General features: G+C 66.6%; 17 protein-coding genes. All 17 read left to right on the top strand.

Features of this window, described 5'->3' with window-relative positions:
* The first annotated feature begins 69 nt into the window (after nucleotides 1–69).
* The 17 genes from VXJ25_RS02450 to VXJ25_RS02370 all read left to right on the top strand — a co-directional run bounded on the left by VXJ25_RS02450 (nucleotide 70) and on the right by VXJ25_RS02370 (nucleotide 17817).
* The gene (locus VXJ25_RS02450) at nucleotides 70–375 is read left to right on the top strand and encodes a PTS sugar transporter subunit IIB (protein ID WP_330957629.1); all 306 of its coding nucleotides are present in this window, start codon (nucleotides 70–72) and stop codon (nucleotides 373–375) included.
* 44 nt (nucleotides 376–419) lie between these two features.
* Complete coding sequence (locus VXJ25_RS02445; RefSeq protein ID WP_330957628.1) at nucleotides 420–1472, top strand: hypothetical protein; 1053 nt, start codon at nucleotides 420–422, stop codon at nucleotides 1470–1472.
* Nucleotides 1473–1535: 63 nt separating this feature from the next.
* Entirely contained in the window at nucleotides 1536–2654 is a 1119-nt protein-coding gene (gene ulaG, locus VXJ25_RS02440) for an L-ascorbate 6-phosphate lactonase (protein ID WP_330957627.1), read from the top strand.
* A gap of 184 nt (nucleotides 2655–2838) precedes the next feature.
* Nucleotides 2839–3642 carry a GntR family transcriptional regulator gene (locus VXJ25_RS02435; protein ID WP_330957626.1) on the top strand — a complete coding sequence of 268 codons (804 nt, stop codon included), beginning with the start codon at nucleotides 2839–2841 and terminating at the stop codon, nucleotides 3640–3642.
* Nucleotides 3643–4133: 491 nt separating this feature from the next.
* On the top strand, nucleotides 4134–5057 hold the full coding sequence (locus VXJ25_RS02430) for a sugar phosphate isomerase/epimerase family protein (protein WP_330957625.1): 924 nt from the start codon (nucleotides 4134–4136) through the stop codon (nucleotides 5055–5057).
* Between the two features lie 123 nt (nucleotides 5058–5180).
* Complete coding sequence (locus VXJ25_RS02425) at nucleotides 5181–6227, top strand: sugar ABC transporter substrate-binding protein (protein ID WP_330957624.1); 1047 nt, start codon at nucleotides 5181–5183, stop codon at nucleotides 6225–6227.
* Nucleotides 6228–6264: 37 nt separating this feature from the next.
* Complete coding sequence (locus VXJ25_RS02420; RefSeq protein ID WP_330957623.1) at nucleotides 6265–7302, top strand: ABC transporter permease; 1038 nt, start codon at nucleotides 6265–6267, stop codon at nucleotides 7300–7302.
* Nucleotides 7299–8825 carry a sugar ABC transporter ATP-binding protein gene (locus tag VXJ25_RS02415; protein WP_330957622.1) on the top strand — a complete coding sequence of 509 codons (1527 nt, stop codon included), beginning with the start codon at nucleotides 7299–7301 and terminating at the stop codon, nucleotides 8823–8825. The genes VXJ25_RS02420 and VXJ25_RS02415 overlap by 4 nt, the downstream gene beginning before the upstream one ends.
* Complete coding sequence (locus tag VXJ25_RS02410) at nucleotides 8822–9835, top strand: ABC transporter permease (protein WP_330957621.1); 1014 nt, start codon at nucleotides 8822–8824, stop codon at nucleotides 9833–9835. Before VXJ25_RS02415 ends, VXJ25_RS02410 begins: the two co-directional genes overlap by 4 nt.
* Entirely contained in the window at nucleotides 9832–10740 is a 909-nt protein-coding gene (locus tag VXJ25_RS02405) for an amidohydrolase family protein (protein ID WP_330957620.1), read from the top strand. The genes VXJ25_RS02410 and VXJ25_RS02405 overlap by 4 nt, the downstream gene beginning before the upstream one ends.
* 99 nt (nucleotides 10741–10839) lie before the next feature.
* Complete coding sequence (locus VXJ25_RS02400) at nucleotides 10840–11832, top strand: NAD(P)-dependent oxidoreductase (protein ID WP_330957619.1); 993 nt, start codon at nucleotides 10840–10842, stop codon at nucleotides 11830–11832.
* A 13-nt stretch (nucleotides 11833–11845) separates the two neighbouring features.
* Nucleotides 11846–13372 carry an FGGY-family carbohydrate kinase gene (locus tag VXJ25_RS02395; RefSeq protein WP_330957618.1) on the top strand — a complete coding sequence of 509 codons (1527 nt, stop codon included), beginning with the start codon at nucleotides 11846–11848 and terminating at the stop codon, nucleotides 13370–13372.
* 52 nt (nucleotides 13373–13424) lie between these two features.
* Nucleotides 13425–14138 (top strand): L-ribulose-5-phosphate 4-epimerase, encoded by a 714-nt coding sequence (locus VXJ25_RS02390; RefSeq protein WP_330957617.1) that lies wholly within the window; start codon nucleotides 13425–13427, stop codon nucleotides 14136–14138.
* Between the two features lie 93 nt (nucleotides 14139–14231).
* A complete protein-coding gene (locus tag VXJ25_RS02385; protein WP_330957616.1) occupies nucleotides 14232–15092 on the top strand; it encodes an L-ribulose-5-phosphate 3-epimerase in 861 nt (286 codons plus the stop codon).
* A gap of 124 nt (nucleotides 15093–15216) precedes the next feature.
* Complete coding sequence (locus VXJ25_RS02380; RefSeq protein WP_330957615.1) at nucleotides 15217–15903, top strand: transaldolase family protein; 687 nt, start codon at nucleotides 15217–15219, stop codon at nucleotides 15901–15903.
* A 127-nt stretch (nucleotides 15904–16030) separates the two neighbouring features.
* Nucleotides 16031–16873 carry a transketolase gene (locus VXJ25_RS02375; RefSeq protein WP_330957614.1) on the top strand — a complete coding sequence of 281 codons (843 nt, stop codon included), beginning with the start codon at nucleotides 16031–16033 and terminating at the stop codon, nucleotides 16871–16873.
* Nucleotides 16874–16875: 2 nt separating this feature from the next.
* Nucleotides 16876–17817, top strand: a complete 942-nt coding sequence (locus tag VXJ25_RS02370; protein ID WP_330957613.1) for a transketolase family protein — start codon at nucleotides 16876–16878, stop codon at nucleotides 17815–17817.
* The last annotated feature ends 99 nt before the right edge of the window (nucleotides 17818–17916 follow it).

Raw genomic sequence — 17916 nt, 5'->3', positions numbered from 1 at the left:
GCAAGTACCGTCCGGGCCCCGACGGGGCCCGGACTCAGATGGGGCCAAGCCCCGGAAAGGATGTCAACCATGGCAACCAAGATTCTGTGCGCCTGCGCGAACGGCTCCGGCACCTCCCTGATGATGCAGATGGCGGTCGAGCGCGTCGCCAAGAAGCTCAACCTCAAGGATCCCAAGGTCCACCACTGCGCGCTGGCCGAGGGTACCTCCACTGCCAAGACCTATGACATCGTCTGCTTCCCGCGCAACTTCGAGAACATGTTCGCCGACGCCAAGGCCGCCGGCATCATCACCGTGCCGCTGAAGAACGTCATGAGCGACAAGGAGATCGAGGAGAAGTTCCTCGAGGCCGGCGTCGACAAGAAGTTCGCCTAAGACCAACGCCACGTCCAAGCACCACGTCCGCACAGAGGTGAGAGATGAACTACCAGAAGCACGTTCTCGCGACTGACATGGTCAAGTGCTACGCCGTCTGCATGTTCGACGGCGCCGACACCAACGGCTTCGTCGTCGCTACGGAGAAGGAAGGGCCGATGCGCCGCTTCACCCTCGACGGCAAGGTCATCGAGGACGTCAACGAGGGCCCCGGCGGCGTCATGACCGTCACGCAGGCCCCCGGCAGGGGCGACCAGCTGATGGCCACCTACAAGTTCTTCTCGCCCAACTTCGGCGCGGACGACGCCAAGATCGTCACCTGGACGCGCCAGGCGGACGGCACCTGGAAGATGTCGGTCGTCTGCGACCTGCCCTACGTGCACCGCTTCGGCGTCCTCAAGGGCGCCGACGGCCAGGACTGGCTCATCGCCTGCACCATCAAGAGCGAGTGCCGCCAGTTCAAGAACGACTGGCGCGACCCCGGCGCGGTCTACGTCGCGCCGCTCGACGGCGATCTCGAGCGCTATGACGAGGACCACCAGCTGCAGCTCACGAAGATCGCGAACTACCAGCTTCAGAACCACGGCTTCTACATGGCCCCGGACCGCAGCTTCGCCCTCGTGGGCACCGCCGCCGGCGTCTTCCGCTACACGGCGCCCGCGACGCGCGACGGCGAGTGGGACGTTCGCTGCCTCCTCGTGCAGCCCACGAGCGACATGTGCCTCGCGGATCTCGACGGCGACGGCAAGGACGAGGTCGTGACCATCTCCACCTTCCATGGCGACACGCTCTCCGTGTGGCATGCCACCGAGAACGAGGACAGCTACGAGAAGGTCTGGGAGGACCCGGAGAAGCGTCCGTTCCTGCACGCCATCTGGTCTGGTGACCTCGCCGGCAAGTCCAGTGCGGTGCTCGGCAACCGCAAGGGCGGCCGTGACCTCATGCGCCTCGGCTACGAGGACGGCGCCTACGCCGTGGAGATCATCGACCACGACTGCGGCCCCGCCAACTGCTGGGTCTTCAACGACGGCCAGGACCACATCATCTCGGCCAACCGCGAGACCAACGAGGTCGCCCTCTACGACGTGACCGCCTAGGCACTAAGACCTTCCCGCCCCCGGTCGCCCCGGGGGCGGGGCTCACTTACGAAAGGAGCTTGAATGTCCGCTATTGACGAGGTAACCCGCGAGAAGTGGATCATGAACACGTTCCCCGAGTGGGGCACGTGGCTCAACGAGGACATCGAGAACGCCGTGGTCCCCGAGGGCAACGTCAAGATGTGGTGGCTCGGCTGCACCGGCATGTGGGTCAAGACCCCCGGTGACGCCAACATCACCATCGACCTGTGGACCGGCAACGGCAAGCGCACCCACGGCAACGGCCTCATGAAGGTCGGCCACCAGATGGCCAACATGGCCGGCGTCCGCGCCATGCAGCCCAACCTGCGCAACATCCCCTACGTCTTCGACCCCTTCGCCTTCAAGCACGTCGACGCCGTCCTCGCCACCCACTACCACCAGGACCACATGTCCAAGGAGTGGGCCGCCCACGTCGTCAACTCCGGCATGACCACCACCGACGAGAACGGCAACGAGGTCCCCGTGCCGTTCATCGGCCCGGAGAAGTCCGCCGAGTTCTGGCGCAGCTGGGGCGTCCCCGAGGACCGCATCAAGGTCGTCAAGCCCGGTGACAAGATCAAGATCAAGGACATGACCATCGTGGCCATGGACTCCTTCGATCGCACCTGCATCACCACCACCGACTCCACCGGTCCCGACCGCGAGGACCTGGCCGGCAAGTGCCCGACCGACATGGACGAGAAGGCCGTCAACTACCTGCTCGTCACCCCGGGCGGCAACATCTACCACTCCGGCGACTCTCACTACTCCATCTACTTCGCGAAGCACGGCAAGGACATCATGAAGGAGTACGGCGGCGTGGACGTCTGCTTCGGCTCCTACGGCTGCAACCCGGTCGGCATCCAGGACAAGATGGAGGCCACCGACATCCTGCGCATGGCCGAGGCGCTGCAGGCCAAGGTCGTCATCCCCATCCACTGGGACGTCTGGACCAACTTCATGGCCGACCAGCGCGAGATCGAGGTACTGTACCAGATGCGCAAGGACCGTCTGCAGTACAAGTTCCACCCGTACTACTGGCAGCCCGGCGGCGACTACACGTATCCCCTCGACAAGGACAAGAAGGAGTACATGTACGACCGCGGCTTCCACGACTGCTTCGAGCACGAGCCCAACGTGCCGTTCCGCTCCGTCCTCTAGGACCGTTGAGCCAGGGCGACTACCAGGCCAAGGGGCCGGTCGCGGCAGCTGCCGCGACCGGCCCCTTTTTCATGCGTACGGCGGAGGACTTTCCCCTGCTCCCCGCTTTGGGTATGCTCTCTTGCAGCACGCTGTACCTCGCCGCCGCCTTGCGGGCGCGGTCTCGGGATCGGATGGGTGAGAGATGCCAGCTGGAGCAGGGACGTTCGAGGAGGGGGAGGCGCGCCCTGCCCCTAAGCGCGGGGGGAGCGACGTCTCGGACGAGATGGTGGTGCTGCCCAAGTCCGAGGACGAGACGAGCCTGGACTACGCCTACCGCGTCCTCAGGTACAACATCCTCATGTACAAGATGCCGCCCGGCGCCCAGCTCAGGGAGACGGCTGTCGCGCAGAAGCTCGGCCTCTCCAAGATGCCGGTGCACCAGGCCGTGGGCAGGCTGCGTGAGCAGCTCCTCGTCGACGTCGTCCCGCAGAGCGGCACCAACATCTCGCGCATCAACGTGAGTGCGATGCGGCAGGGTTCGCTGCTCCGGACCGACGTAGAGGCCCAGACCCTCTTCCGGATGGCGGGAAGGCTCCCGAGCAGCTACATCGTGCGCCTGAGCGAGTGCTTGGACGAGCAGCGCAGGACGCTCGAGGCTACCCCGCTCGACATCTTCCGCCTCGCGAGCCTCGACGACGAGTTCCACCGCATCGTCTTCGAGGGGTCGGGGCTCGAGTTCACCTGGCGCATGGTGCGGGCCGCCTCGACGCACTACGACCGGGTGCGCTTCATGGGGCTCGTCTACGGCTTCGACGATCCCTACACCTTCTACCGCGACCACGAGGACCTCGCCAAAAGGCTCGCCTTCGGCACGCGGCTCACGAAGGACCAGCTCTACACCTTCATCTATGGGCACCTCAACCACTTCGTGGACTTCTGGGACCAGATGGTGGAGCAGCACCCCGACTACTTCGACTTCGGGCCCGTCCCGGGGGACGCGGTCTAGGACGAGCTGGCGGAGGCGCCCCGCGGCCCCTGTCAGGTGCCCAGCTGGCGCGATTTCCGTGCATTTGATATTCCAGATAGGGAAAACTGCCTGGAGTGGAGGGCTATGGCCTCTTCGCGAGGGGTCTCCTGACGCCTTTCCTCTGGCCCGTCTGGCTTTTGAGCAAGGCGTTAGGCCTGCAAGAACCTCGGGAACACAAAGGTTATAACCTATGGCAGGCCGCTCTCCGCACCGATGCGCCCGTCCGCCGGAGTAACATTGAGCGAACAAAAATATCACTTTTCCCAACATCCCCACACGAACAAAGAGTCGACCGCAGATTGCCGTCAAGAGTCAGTCCGTTCAACCCGGAAAAACAGCCGTTTAAGCGAGCGGGCACAAAGTGATATTTCACTTTTGTGCCGACTATGAAAACATAAGAAGTTGACGGGAGGTCCCGACGCCCCCCGCGCGTGCGTCCCAAGGAGCCACGACGGCGAGGGGATAAGACCATGGCCCAGGAGATCCTCCCTTCTGCGCACCTGCTCGAGATGTTCAACCCCTACATGAACGACGAGGCTCGCATGATCGAGGTGCTCCGGAGGACCGTAGCCCTTGGGTTCTACCGGGCCGTCGAGCTGCCCGTGTTCTTCGACGCCGCCAACCGCTCCGCCGTGCGAGCGATCATCGAGGGTGAGCGCCTCCTCGGGACCACCTTCGCAGGTCCTTATCTCGCAGCCCGCGGCCTCAGCCTCTCGGACCTGGACGAGGGCGCCCGCAGGCGCGCCGTCGCCCTCGTGACGCAGCTCGCCGACTATGCGGCTGAGTCCGGGATGCGCAACCTCTGCGTGGCCAGTGGCCCCGATCCCGCGCCCGAGCTGCGCGGCCTCGCGAAGGCCGCCCTCGCGGACTCGATGATCGCGCTGGGCGACCATGCCCGCGACCTGGGCCTCAACCTCACTATCGAGCCACTGGACCGCAACGCCCACAAGCGTCAGCTCATCGGTCCCATGGAGGAGACGGTCACCTGGTTCGCGCCCATACACGACCGCTGCCCCAACGCCTACATCCACTGGGACAGCGCGCACGAGGCCCTGGGCGGCATCGACCTCGTGAGGTCTCTCGACCTCGCCTCCCCCTACCTCGCCCAGCTCCACCTCTGCGACGCGATCCTGGACCCTGCGCACCCCTGCTTCGGCGACCTGCACATGGACTGCGCCCTGGCGCCCGGCTGGGAGACCGAGGGCTTCCTCACGCCCGAGGTCGGTGCGCGGATCCTCTCCAGGGTCGCCTCCTTCTACACGCCCGCGGGGGTGAGCGCCGTGTGCGCCTCCGTCGAGATCCACGGCCACCCCGGTGACCACCTCTGGCTCATTGAGGAGCATGCCCGCAGCTTCTTGCGACGCTGCTTCGACCTGGCAGGGGTCGGGGCCTAGCCCCGGCTCGCGACGGGTTCCGCGCCCGGTGCACGCCGCGCCGCCGCGGTCCTTATCGGCAGGACGTTAATACGGGTACGTGCTTGTCCTCTGGGCACCCCGTCTGTAGAGAAGGGAACGTGTATGGACAGGAGAACGTTTCTGACGGCCGCCGCAGCTGCCCCCCTGGCGCTGGGCACCCTCGCGGGATGCACCTTCGAGAAGGTCGACCGCACGGGAGGCGGTGGGTCCGGCGCCGTGGCGTCGGGCTCCAGCAACAAGGTGACGGTCGACCCGTACAACGCCGAGAACCAGATCAGGATCGCCTACGTCGCGCACGACCTCTCCACCCCCAACAACCAGGCGTGGCTCGAGGGCATCCAGCGCGAGTGCTCGTCGTGGGACAACATCACCATCGACTCCTTCAACGGCGAGTCCTCGGCCGAGACCCAGGTCACGCTGATGGCCGACATCATCAACCAGCAGTACAACGCCGTCATCCTGCAGTGCTCCGACGGCGCGGCGCTCGCCTCGTCGGTCGCCCAGGCAGAGTCCGCGGGCATCCCCGTCATCACGCTCAACCTCGACTGCTCCTCCGACACCGTCCACAGCGCGCTCGTGATGGCCGTCGACTACGACGCCGGACGCCTTGCCGCCGAGAAGATGGCCGAGCAGATGGGCGAGAAGGGCGGCGTCGCCATCATCCAGGGCGTGCCCGGCCTGACCCGCACCGACAACCTCGAGCGCGGCTTCCGCGACACGATCGCCAACTACCCCGGCATCACCATCGTCGGCGCCAACAGTGCGGCCTTCGAGAAGGAGAAGGCGAGGACGGTCATGGAGGCCTTCATGCAGCAGTACGACGGCATGACCGGCGTCTTCTGCATCAACGACGCCATGGCCGAGGGCGCGGCGCTCGCCGCGGACAACGCGGGCAAGCGCGGCAAGTACATCATCTGGGGAGCCGACGGCGAGTCCGACGCCCTCACGATGATCGAGAACGGGCAGATGAGCGGCACGATCTACACCAACAGCTGGGACGAGGGCTCCACCGCCGCGAAGATCGCGCTGCTCATGATCGGCTCCGAGTACAACTACACGGTGCTCACCAAGACCCCGCAGGTCGTCATGGAGCCGATCGTCGTCACCGCGGAGACCGTGGGGAGCATCTCGCAGGAGGACCGCTGGTAGGGCCTGGGCACACCGATCGACAAGAGAGGAGCAAGGGATGAAACAAGCAACGCTCAGGCGCCTGATCTCCATAGGCATGCTCTTGGTGCTGGTCGTGCTCTTCACGATCCTGAGTGGCATGTCCTTCCTTAACTCTACGAACCTCATCAACATCCTGCGCGACGCCTCGGTCGTCGCAATCGTCGGCGTCGGCGTGACCTACGTGATCATCACGTCCGGCATCGACCTCTCGACGGGCGCCATCATGGCCGTGGTCGGCATGGTGATGGCTAACGTCTACGCGTACACGCTCTGGCCCATCCCGGTGATGCTGCTCATCGGCGTCGCCGTGGGCCTCGTCTGCGGCCTCGTCAACGGCTTCATCGTCGGCAAGCTCCACGTACCCGAGTTCATCGCGACCCTGGCGACGATGAGCATCTACCGCTCGTTCACCTACATCATCGCGGTCCGCGACGCCAACGGCGTCATCCAGAGCCAGCCGATGGTCGTCCGCGACTTCACGGTCTTCGGCGGGGCGATGTGGCTCGGCGGCGTCATCGGGCCCTTCTACATCGTGACCTCGGCCGCGCTCGTGTTCATCATCGTCGGCCAGATCGTGCTCAAGCTCACGCACTTCGGCACCAACCTCTACTCCGTCGGCGCGAGCAAGAAGGCGGCGACCCTCTCGGGCATCAGCATCTCCAAGACGCAGATCATCGCCTACGTGGTCGTCGGCCTCTGCGCGGCGGTTGGCTCGATCTTCACCATCGCGCGCCTGCAGTCGGCGACGACCTCCATCGGCCTCGGCTTCGAGTTCGACCCCATCGCCGCGGCGGTCATTGGCGGCGTGTCGCTCGCGGGCGGCAGCGGTGACGTCATCGGCATGGCGATCGGCGCGATCTTCATGGCGGCGCTCGACAACGGCGTCCTGAAGCTCGGAGTCAACACGGCGGTCCAGTACATCATCAAGGGCGCGGTCATCATCGCCGTCGTCATCTTCGACGCCGTCTACAAGAAGGTCATGGACAAGCGCGCGAAGGCGCGCGGCGCCGGGGCCGTCCCGGCGGTCGAGACGGAGAAAGGGGTGGCGGCATGAGCGAAACGCCCATCCTCGAGGCCAAGGGCATCTGCAAGAGCTTCTCTGGCGTGAAGGTGCTCCAGGACGTCCACTTCGAAGTGGCACCAGGCGAGGTCCACGCCCTCATGGGCGAGAACGGCGCCGGCAAGTCGACCCTCATCAAGATCCTCACGGGCGTCTACTCCATGGACTCGGGGCAGATCTTCTGGGAGGGGCAGCCCGTCCAGATCGATAGCTTCCAGGACTGCCAGAAGCTCGGCGTGTCCTGCATCTACCAGGAGCTCTCGGTCATCCCGCCGCTCACGGTGGCCCAGAACGTCTACCTCGGTCGCGAGCCGATGAAGGGCCCCTTCATCGACCACGCCAAGATGCGCGAGATGACCCAGCAGCTTATCGATAAGTACGAGTTCCCGCTCTCGCCCGACACCCTCGTGGAGAACCTGGGCATGGGCCAGCGCCAGCTCGTCGAGATCCTGAAGGGCCTGTCGGCCGACGCGAAGCTCCTGATCATGGACGAGCCGACCGCCTCCCTCTCCGCCAAGGAGTCCGAGAGCCTCTTCGACGTCATCGAGACGCTGCGCTCCGAGGGGGTCTCGATCGTCTACATCTCGCACCGCCTCGAGGAGGTCTACCGCCTCTCCGACCGCCTGACGATCCTGCGCGACGGCAAGAACGTCGAAGTCCTCACCAAGGACCAGATCGTCCCCGCCAAGGTCATCGAGACGATGATCGGCAAGGTCGTCGACGAGTCCGCGGGCTCGCGCAAGATGCTCCACTCGGATGACTCCGCCGAGGTGCGCCTCGACGTGAGGGGGCTCACCGACGCGACCAACAAGTACCGCGACATCAACCTCCAGGTGCACCGCGGCGAGATCTTGGGCATCGGCGGCCTCATCGGCGCCGGTAGGACCGAGCTCGTGCGCGCCATCTACGGTGTCGACAAGGCCGCCTCCGGAGAGGTGTGGCTCGACGGCAAGAAGCTCGACCCGACGCCCAAGAACAGCATCGCGGCGGGCATCGGCTTCGTCCCGGAGGACCGCAGGAACCAGGGCTTCATCCCGCTGCTGTCGACGGTCAAGAACGTCGCGCTGCCCAACTACGACATCGTGAAGATGCGCGGCAGGGCCATCGACGACGGGGACGAGCTCGCGCTCGGCGAGCGCGCCATCCAGGACGTCGACATCCGTCCGTGCGACCCCGCAAAGCGCGTCGGTGACATGTCCGGCGGCAACCAGCAGAAGGTCGTCCTCGGCAAGTGGCTGATGCGCTCCCTGAACCTCCTGATCGTCGACGAGCCGACCGCCGGCATCGACGTCGGCGCCAAGGACGAGATCTACTCGATCCTCGAGGACCTCGCCAAGCAGGGCGTGGCGGTCATCGTCGTGTCCTCCGACCTGCAGGAGCTCATCCGCGTCTCGCACCGCATCGTCGTGATGCGCAAGGGTGACATCGTCAAGGAGTTCAAGAACGAAGAGGTGACCCAGGCCATGGTGCTCGCTGCCGGCCAGGGCGTCGAGTCCGGGGAGGGGACGGCGGCATGAGGGGGAAGTTCAGTTTCAACACCTACAGCAAGCCCATCATTCTCGTAGCGTTCATCGTCGTCCTGTGGCTCCTCGCGGGCAGCAACTTCATGAACGTCTCCAACATCGGGTCGGTCCTGAACTCGGTGTCCGTCATCGGCATCATGGTCTGCGGTACGATCTTCGTCTTCCTGATCGGCGGCATCGACCTCTCGATCGGCGCGTTGCTCGGTCTCACCGGCGTCGTTTGCGTCGAGGTCATCAACGCCCTGGGGGCGACGCCGGGCTCCGTCTTTGTCGGCATCCTCGCCGCGGTGGCGGTCGGCGCGCTCGCAGGCCTCTTCCACGGCTTCATCGTCACGACCTTCAACATCCCGGCGTTCCTCGTCACGTTCGCGACCCAGACCGCGTTCACGGGCATGTCCATGGTGATCACGGGCAACAAGATCGTCAGCTGCACGCAGCCGGCCCTGTTCACCGGCATCGCCGACACCAAGATCCTCATGCTGCCGCTGCCCATCTACTTCATGCTCCTGATGGCGCTCATCAGCTGGTTCGTCCTGCGCAGGACCGTCTTCGGGCGCCAGATCTACGCCGTGGGCGGCAACCCCACCGCGGCCGAGATCTCGGGCATCAACGTCAAGGGCCGCTCCATCGCCTGCTACGTGCTGTCCGGCGTGGCGGCCGCCATCGGTGGCGTCGTGCTCGCGTCCATGAACCAGCAGGGTATGGCCTCACAGGGCGCGGACTACGTGAACTCGGTGATCACCGCCGGCGTCATCGGCGGCGTGAGCCTGCTCGGCGGCGAGGGCACCGTGCCCGGCGCCATGTACGGCACCGTGCTCATGGGCCTGCTCACCAATGGCCTCAACCTGATGGGCGTAGACTCGACGCAGGCGGGCCTCGTGACTGGCGTCGTGACGATCGCCGCCGTGGCGCTCGACGCGGCCCAGCACCTCGACCAGTCCAAGAGGAAGGCTGGCGGGCTCTTTGCGGGGCTCATGAAGAGAAAGGATGTGGCTGCATCATGAAGAAGATAGACGCTCACGTGCACCTCGCGAAGGTCGTCGCGGGCTACTGCCGACGTGGCGAGAGCCGTGCCATCGGGGGCGGCAAGGCCCAGTGGGGCAACGGCGAGGTGTTCCAGCTCATCCCGCCCGAGATTGGGGGCGAGAGCTTCCTGGCCGAGCAGCTGCTCGAGATCATGGACGCAAACGAGGTCGAGCGTGCCGTGCTGATGCAGGGCAGCCTCTACGGCTTCCAGAACCAGTACCACAAGCAGCTGCTGAAGGAGATGCCCGACCGCTTCTGCCCCTCGTGCACGGTCGACCCGTTCCAGACCGACCACATGGAGACCTTGAGGCACTACCTCGAGGACGACGGCTTCCGCCTGGTCAAGTTCGAGATCTCGAGCGGCGGCGGCCTGATGGGCACGCACGACCCGATCGACATCTCCGGCGATCGCATGATGGAGATCTTCAAGCTCATCGAGAAGAACCACGGCAACGTGGCGCTCGACGTGGGCGACATCACGATGGAGAGCCACCAGCCCTACGCGATCATGCGCGTGGCCGACCGCTGCCCCGACCTCAAGATCACGGTGTGCCACCTGCTCGCCCCGGCGCGTGACAAGCACAAGGAGTGGGCTCTCTCCCTCGAGCTGCTCTCCAAGCCCAACGTCTGGTTCGACATCGCCGCCATCCCCAAGATCATGGCGCCGGACACCTACCCCTACCACGAGGCGGCGGCCTACCTCAAGGAGGCCAAGGGGATTATCGGCGCCGACCGCATGATGTGGGGCACCGACGCCCCCTTCGCGGCGACGCAGGACACCTACGAGCACCTGACCGACTACCTGCTGAAGGTCGACGCCTTCACCCCGGAGGAGCTCGAGGACGTGTACTACAACAACGCGCGCAAGGTCTACTTCGACTAGTGCGCCTGCCGGGCCCGGCGCAGGCCGGGCCCGGCCCAACCCCGCAGCAAGGATGAGGTCCCTCGCGCCCGCTTGGGCCGGGGCCGGAAAGGAACGGCCATGAAGCGTGTCGTGAGTCTGTACGCGACCCACTCGGAGCTCTACGACCAGCTCAACGAGAGGGCGGCCGCCTATGCCGCCGAGCGCGGCATCGCCTACGAGTGGCTGCCGCAGGAGAAGTGGACGGTCGAGTCCGCGGTCGCCGCCCTCGAGGGCGCCGATGCGGGCATCATCGACGTCGAGACCTACGACAGCCGCGTCTTCGACCGCATCAAGGACCGCTGCAAGCTCCTCGTGCGCTACGGGGTAGGCTTCGATGCCGTGAACCTCGCCGACGCGACGGCTGCGGGCATCACGGTTGCCAGGACCGCCGGCGCCAACGCAGAGAGCGTCGCGGAGATGTCCCTCACCATGATGCTGGCCGCGAAGCGCCAGCTGCCGCACAACCGCAAGGTGATCGAGTCGGGCGTGTGGGAGCGCAGCATCGGCGGCGAGCTCTTCGGCAAGAAGGTCGGCATCCTCGGCTTCGGCGCGATCGGGAAGAAGCTCGCCAAGCTCCTCTCGGGCTTCGAGGCCGACGTCTACGTCTACGACCCCTTCCTGCCGGACGGGGTCGCCGAGTCGTTCGGCGCCCACAAGGAGGAGCTCGACCGGATCTTCTCCGAGTGCGACGCAATCTCCGTCAACTCGCCCTACACCCCCGAGACCCACCACCTCGTCGACGCGCGCCGCATCGCCCTCATGAAGCCGGACGCGGTGGTCGTGTGCACCTCGCGCGGCAACATCGTGGACGAGGACGCGCTGGCGGACGCCCTGCGCGCCCACCGCATCCTCGGCGCCGGCCTCGACGTCTTCGCGCAGGAGCCCCTCCCGCTCGACTCGCCGCTCATCGGCCTCGACAACGTCATCCTCACGCCCCACGAGTCCGCGCAGACCATCGACGCCCTCTGGAACATCTACGCCCGGGCCATCGAGATTTGCTCCGACTTCTTCGCTGGGAAGGAGCTCGCGAGGGCGGACTTCCTGAACCCCGACGTGAACAAGACCGCGTGAGGGGAGAGGTGCCATGAGGTACTTCGTCGGCCTGGACAACGGCGGCACGGCGACCAAGGCCTCCGTCTTCGACGAGCACGGCGTCGAGGTGGGAAGCTGCGGCGTGTCGACCAGGGCGCTCACCCCGTCGCCCGGCCTCGTCGAGCGCGACATGGAGGAGATGTGGCAGGCCAACTGCGCCGTCGTCAAGGGCGCCCTGGAGCGTAGCGGCGTCCGCACCCAGGACGTTGCGGGCATCGGCGTCTCCGGGCACGGCAAGGGCCTCTATCTCTGGGGCAAGGATGACGCGCCGGTCCGTAACGGCATCATATCGACCGACGACCGGGCATGGAGGTACGTCCAGCGCTGGAGGGAGGAGGGCGTCGAGCGCGAGGCGGGAGAGCGGACGCTGCAGCACGTGATGGCCTGTCAGCCTGGGCCGCTCCTCGCCTGGGTCAAGGACCGGGAGCCGGAGAACTACGCGAACATCCGCTGGGTCTTCGAGTGCAAGGACTACGTCCGCTTCCGCCTCACCGGCAAGGCCGGCGCGGAGCTGTCGGACTACTCCGGATCGGGCCTCATGGACCTGCGGACCAAGCGGTTCGACCCCGCCATCCTGGCCCTCTACGGCATCCCGGAGGTGGCCGGCGCGCTCCCTCCGCTCTGCCGCGCGACCGAGGTGTGCGGGGTCGTGACCGAGGAGGCGGCCAGGCTCACGGGGCTGCTTCCCGGTACCCCCGTCACCGGCGGTATGTTCGACATCGACGCCTGCGCCATCGGCTCGGGCGTCGTCGCCCCGGACCTCGTCTGCATGATCGCGGGGACCTGGTCCATCAACGAGTTCATCAGGCGGGAGCCGGTGCTGGGCGGCAAGGTGCGGATGAACTCGCTCTTCTCGCTCCCTGGCTACTACCTGGTCGAGGAGAGCTCGCCCACGTCGGCGGGCAACCTCTCGTGGTTCGTGAGGCAGTTCCCCGAGCTCGACAAGAGGTGCGAGGAAGAGGGCAAAAGCGTCTACGACCTGCTCGACGAGTGGGTCGAGGAGGTGCTCCCGACGGAGTTCGTCCCCGTGTTCCTGCCGTTCCTCATGGGTTCCAACGTGCATCCCAACGCGCAGGGCAGCTTCGTCGGGATGAGCCTCAGCCACACGCGCAAGCACCTGGCGCGCAGCGTCTTCGAAGGGATCACCTTCTGCCACCGGACGCACCTCGAGCGACTGCTGCAGGCGGCCGACGAGCCGCCCCGGGCCATACGGCTCGCCGGCGGCGCCGCGCGCGCCGCGGTGTGGGCGCAGATGTTCGCCGACGTCTGCGGGCTTCCGGTCGAGACGGTGGCAGCGTCGGAGACCGGGGCGCTGGGCGTCGCCATCGCGACCGCCGTGGCCGTCGGGGCCTACGACACCGTCGAGGACGCCGTGGCCGCCATGGTCTCCGTGTCGGGGCGCTTCGAGCCTCGCTATGACCTGAGGCGGATTTATGACGGGAAGTATGATTTGTATTGCAAGACCGTCGATGCCCTCGACGGCGTGTGGGATGATATGCAGAAGTTAGTCGACGCTTAACGTGTGCTCGGCAAGCGGTCGACGCCAATAGCCAGACGGAGGGAGTCTCTCAATGATGCTCAAGGAGCTTCGTGAAAAGGTGTACGAGGCCAACATGGACCTGCCCAAGCACGGGCTGGTCGTCTTCACCTGGGGCAACGCCTCGGAGATCGACCGCGACAAGGGCCTGTTCGTGATCAAGCCCTCCGGCGTAGACTACGACGAGCTCAGCCCCGAGAACATGGTCGTGTGCGACCTCGACGGCAAGGTCGTCGAGGGCGACCTCAACCCGTCCAGCGACACCGCGACCCACGCCTACCTCTACAGGAGCTGGGAGAAGGTCGGCGGCATCGTCCACACCCACTCCAGCGCGGCGGTGAGCTGGGCGCAGGCCGGCCGTGACATCCCGTGCTACGGCACGACGCAGGCGGACTACTTCTACGGCGCCGTCCCCTGCATGCGCGGCCTGACCGAGGAGGAGATCGAGGAGGCCTACGAGCTCAACACCGGAAAGGTCATCGTCGAGGGCTTCGAGGGCAAGGACCCCGTCGCCCTGCCCGGCTGCCTCGTGCGCAACCACGGCCCGTTCTCCTGGGGCAAGGACGCCGCCGCGGCCGTCTACCACGCCGTCGTGATGGAGCAGGTCGCCACCATGGCGCTGCACACCGAGCAGATCTGCGCCACCGCCGGCAAGCCGATCGAGGAGGCCCTGGCCCCGCAGTACCTCCTCGACAAGCACTACATGCGCAAGCACGGCCCCAACGCCTACTACGGACAGAAGAAGTAGCCAGGGACCACATCGAACACCACGTTGGCAGGGAGGGGCGCCGGACGGTCGAGCGAGCGTCCGGCGCCCCCCTTGCAAGGAGGGAGCCAAGACATGAGCAAGTCCTACAAGCTCGGACTGTACGAGAAGGCCACCCCGCAGGAGCTCGGCTGGGAGGAGCGCCTCCAGGTGGCGGCCGAGTGCGGCTTCGACTACATGGAGATCTCCGTCGACGAGTCCGACGCCCGCCAGGCGCGTCTCGACTGGACGCCGGCCGAGCGCCAGGAGGTCGTCCAGGCGATGCGCAACACGGGGGTGCCCCTGGGCTCCATGTGCCTCTCCGGCCACCGCAAGTGGCCCTTCGGCGCGAAGGACCCCGCCAAGCGCGCGAGGAGCCTCGAGATGATGGACAAGGCCCTCGACCTCGCCTGCGACCTCGGGCTGCACGTGATCCAGCTCGCCGGCTACGACGCCTACTACGACGAGGACAAGTGGGACGGCTCCGAGGCATGCTTCGCCGAGAACCTCGCCCGTGCGACCGAGATGGCCGCCGAGGCGGGCGTCGTGATGGGCTTCGAGACCATGGAGACCCCCTTCATGGACACCGTCGCCAAGGCCATGCACTACGTCGACCTCATCAACAGCCCCTTCCTCGGCGTCTACCCCGACGTGGGCAACCTCACCAACGCCTCGCTGCTCTACGGCGTGTCCGTCGCGGACGACGTCGCCACGGGCGCGGGCCACATCTTCGCCGCGCACCTCAAGGCGACGCGCGCCGGCCAGTACCGCGACATGCTCTTCGGCGAGGGGACGACCGACTACGAGGGCGGCCTGAGCCAGCTCGTCCCGCAGGGCGTGCGCCGTTACGTCTGCGAGATGTGGTACCTCGGCTCGCCCAGCTGGAAGGAGGACGTCGCCCACGCCTCCGAGTTCGCCCGCGCCAAGGTCGACGCGGCGATGGCGGCGCTCGCGTAGCGGCGGCCTTGCGCCAGGTTCAGAATCTGAACCCACGTCGGGCGATAAGACGGCAGGTGGGGGAGCCCGCATGCCGTACATTAGGTAGGACAGGAACCTCTGGAAGCACGGAAAGGACAAGGGAATGAAGTTCTTCATCGACACCGCCGACCTGGACGAGATCCGCGAGGCCCAGAGCTGGGGCATCCTCTCTGGCGTCACCACCAACCCCTCCCTGTACGCCAAGACCGGCGGCAAGCTCGCCGACTTCGAGGACCACATGGTCAAGATCTGCGAGATCTGCGACGGTCTGCCCGTCTCCGCCGAGTCCACGGCTGAGACCACCGAGGCCATGATCGAGGAGGCCGAGCACCTCGCCTCCCTCGCGCCCAACATCGTGGTCAAGCTCCCGGTCTGCGAGGCCTCCCTGCCGGCGACCCACCACCTCGCCAAGGAGGGCATCCGCGTCAACATGACGCTGGTCTTCTCCGCCCCGCAGGCCCTTCTCGCCGCCCGCGCCGGCGCGCGCTACATCTCGCCGTTCGTCGGTCGCTTCGACGACATCGCCGAGGACGGCCTGGAGCAGCTCAACACCGTCGTGACCGCCGTCAAGAACTACAGCTACGGCTACTGGGACGAGGAGGGCGGCCCGGAGATCATCACCGCCTCCGTCCGCACCCCCAACCACGTGACCCAGGCCGCGCTCATGGGCGCCGACATCGCCACCGTGCCGTTCGGCGCGCTCAAGAAGTGCGTCCATCACCCGCTGACCGACCAGGGCCTCGAGAGGTTCGCGGCCGACTGGGCGAAGGTCACCGGCGAGGCCAAGTAGGGGCAGGGCACCACGCGCGAGGGCACCGCAAGCGGCCGAGGGTCGCCGGCGGTGCTCTCGACTTACCATCGAGGACAAGAGAGACGGCCCCGGGGGCAGCCCCGGCGGCAGAACGAAGGGAGCAAAGATGGCGGAAGGGACGGCAGCCCCCGACTTCCAGGAGCTCGCTCGGATCGCCCGACGCGTGCGCCAACAGATCATCATCGGCGTGCACGCGGCCAAGTCCGGACACCCCGGCGGCTCGCTCGGCGCGGCTGACATCATGACCTACCTGTACTTCCACGAGATGAACGTGGACCCCAAGAACCCGCGCGACCCCAAGCGCGACAGGTTCGTCCTCTCCAAGGGCCACTGTGCGCCGGCCCTCTACGGCACCCTCGCCGAGCGCGGCTTCTTCCCCGTGGAGGACATCCCCACGCTGCGCCACGTCGGCAGCCACCTGCAGGGCCACCCCAACATGAACGACACGCCCGGCGTCGACATGTCCACCGGCTCGCTCGGACAGGGCGTCTCCGCCGCCGTGGGCATGGCGCTGGCCGCCAAGCTCTGGGGCGACGACTACCGCACCTACACCCTGCTCGGCGACGGCGAGATCCAGGAGGGCCAGGTCTGGGAGGCTGCGATGTTCGCCGGTAGCCACCACCTGGACAACCTCTGCGTGATCGTGGACAACAACAACCTGCAGATCGACGGCACCATAGAGCAGGTCAACTCGCCCTATCCCATCGCAGACAAGTTCCGCGCCTTCAACTTCCACGTGATCGAGGTCGCGGACGGCAACGATATGACGCAGCTTGCCCCCGCCTTCGAGGAGGCCAGGCAGACCAAGGGCGCGCCCACGGCCATCGTCTGCAAGACGGTCAAGGGCAAGGGCGTCTCCTTCATGGAGAACCAGGTCGGCTGGCACGGCAAGGCACCCAACGACGAGCAGTTCGAGCAGGCCATGGCCGAGCTCGCTGGAGAGGAGTAGCCATGGCAGACGTCAAGAAGGTCGCAACGCGCCAGAGCTACGGCGAGGAGCTCGTCGAGCTCGGCAAGGAGCACGACGACTTCGTCGTGCTCGACGCCGACCTCGCGGCCGCTACCAAGACCGGCCTGTTCAAGGCCGCCTTCCCCGACCGCCACGTCGACTGCGGCATCGCCGAGCAGGACCTCATGGGCATCGCGGCGGGCATCGCTGCCGCCGGCCACAAGGTCTTCGCGAGCTCGTTCGCGATGTTCGCCGCCGGCCGCGCCTTCGAGCAGGTCAGGAACTCCATCGGCTACCCGCACCTCGACGTGAAGATCGGCGCGACCCACGCCGGCCTCTCCGTCGGCGAGGACGGCGCCACCCACCAGTGCTGCGAGGACATCGCGCTCATGAGGACCATCCCGGGGATGACGGTCATCGTGCCGTCCGACGACGTGGAGGCCCGTGCCGCGACCCGCGCCGCCTACGAGATGGACGGCCCCGTCTACCTGCGCTTCTGCCGCCTCGCCACGCCGGTCGTCAACGACCGCCCCGACTACGACTTCAAGGTCGGCAAGGCCTACGTCCTGCGCGAGGGCACCGACGTCACCATCGTGGCCTGCGGCCTCATGGTCGAGCAGGCGCTCGAGGCCGCCCGCCAGCTCGAGGCCTCCGGCGTGTCCGCCGAGGTCATCAACGCCCCGACCGTGAAGCCGCTCGACGCCGAGACGATCGTCGCCTCCGCGCGCAAGACGGGCAGGGTCGTCACCGCCGAGGAGCACTCGGTGATCGGCGGCCTCGGCTCGGCCGTGTGCGACGTCCTCTCCGAGCAGCACCCCGTGCCGGTCAGGAAGGTGGGCGTCGAGGACACCTTCGGCGAGTCCGGTCCGGCCGTCGAGGTCCTCAAGAAGTACGGCCTCACCGCCGAGCACGTCGCCGAGGCGGCCCTCTCGCTCGTCAAGTAGGGTCCCACCCGCGCGTCGACGGGCGCGCGACGACGCGGCGGCCGCGTCATGAACGACTACAGAAGCGCCCCCGCGGCGAGCGCGGCCCCGTGGGGCCGC

This window comes from Olsenella absiana, assembly GCF_036408855.1.
Taxonomy (GTDB): domain Bacteria; phylum Actinomycetota; class Coriobacteriia; order Coriobacteriales; family Atopobiaceae; genus Olsenella_K; species Olsenella_K absiana.
Note: the sequence above shows the minus strand (reverse complement) of the source record. Positions and strands in the feature narration are given on the sequence as shown.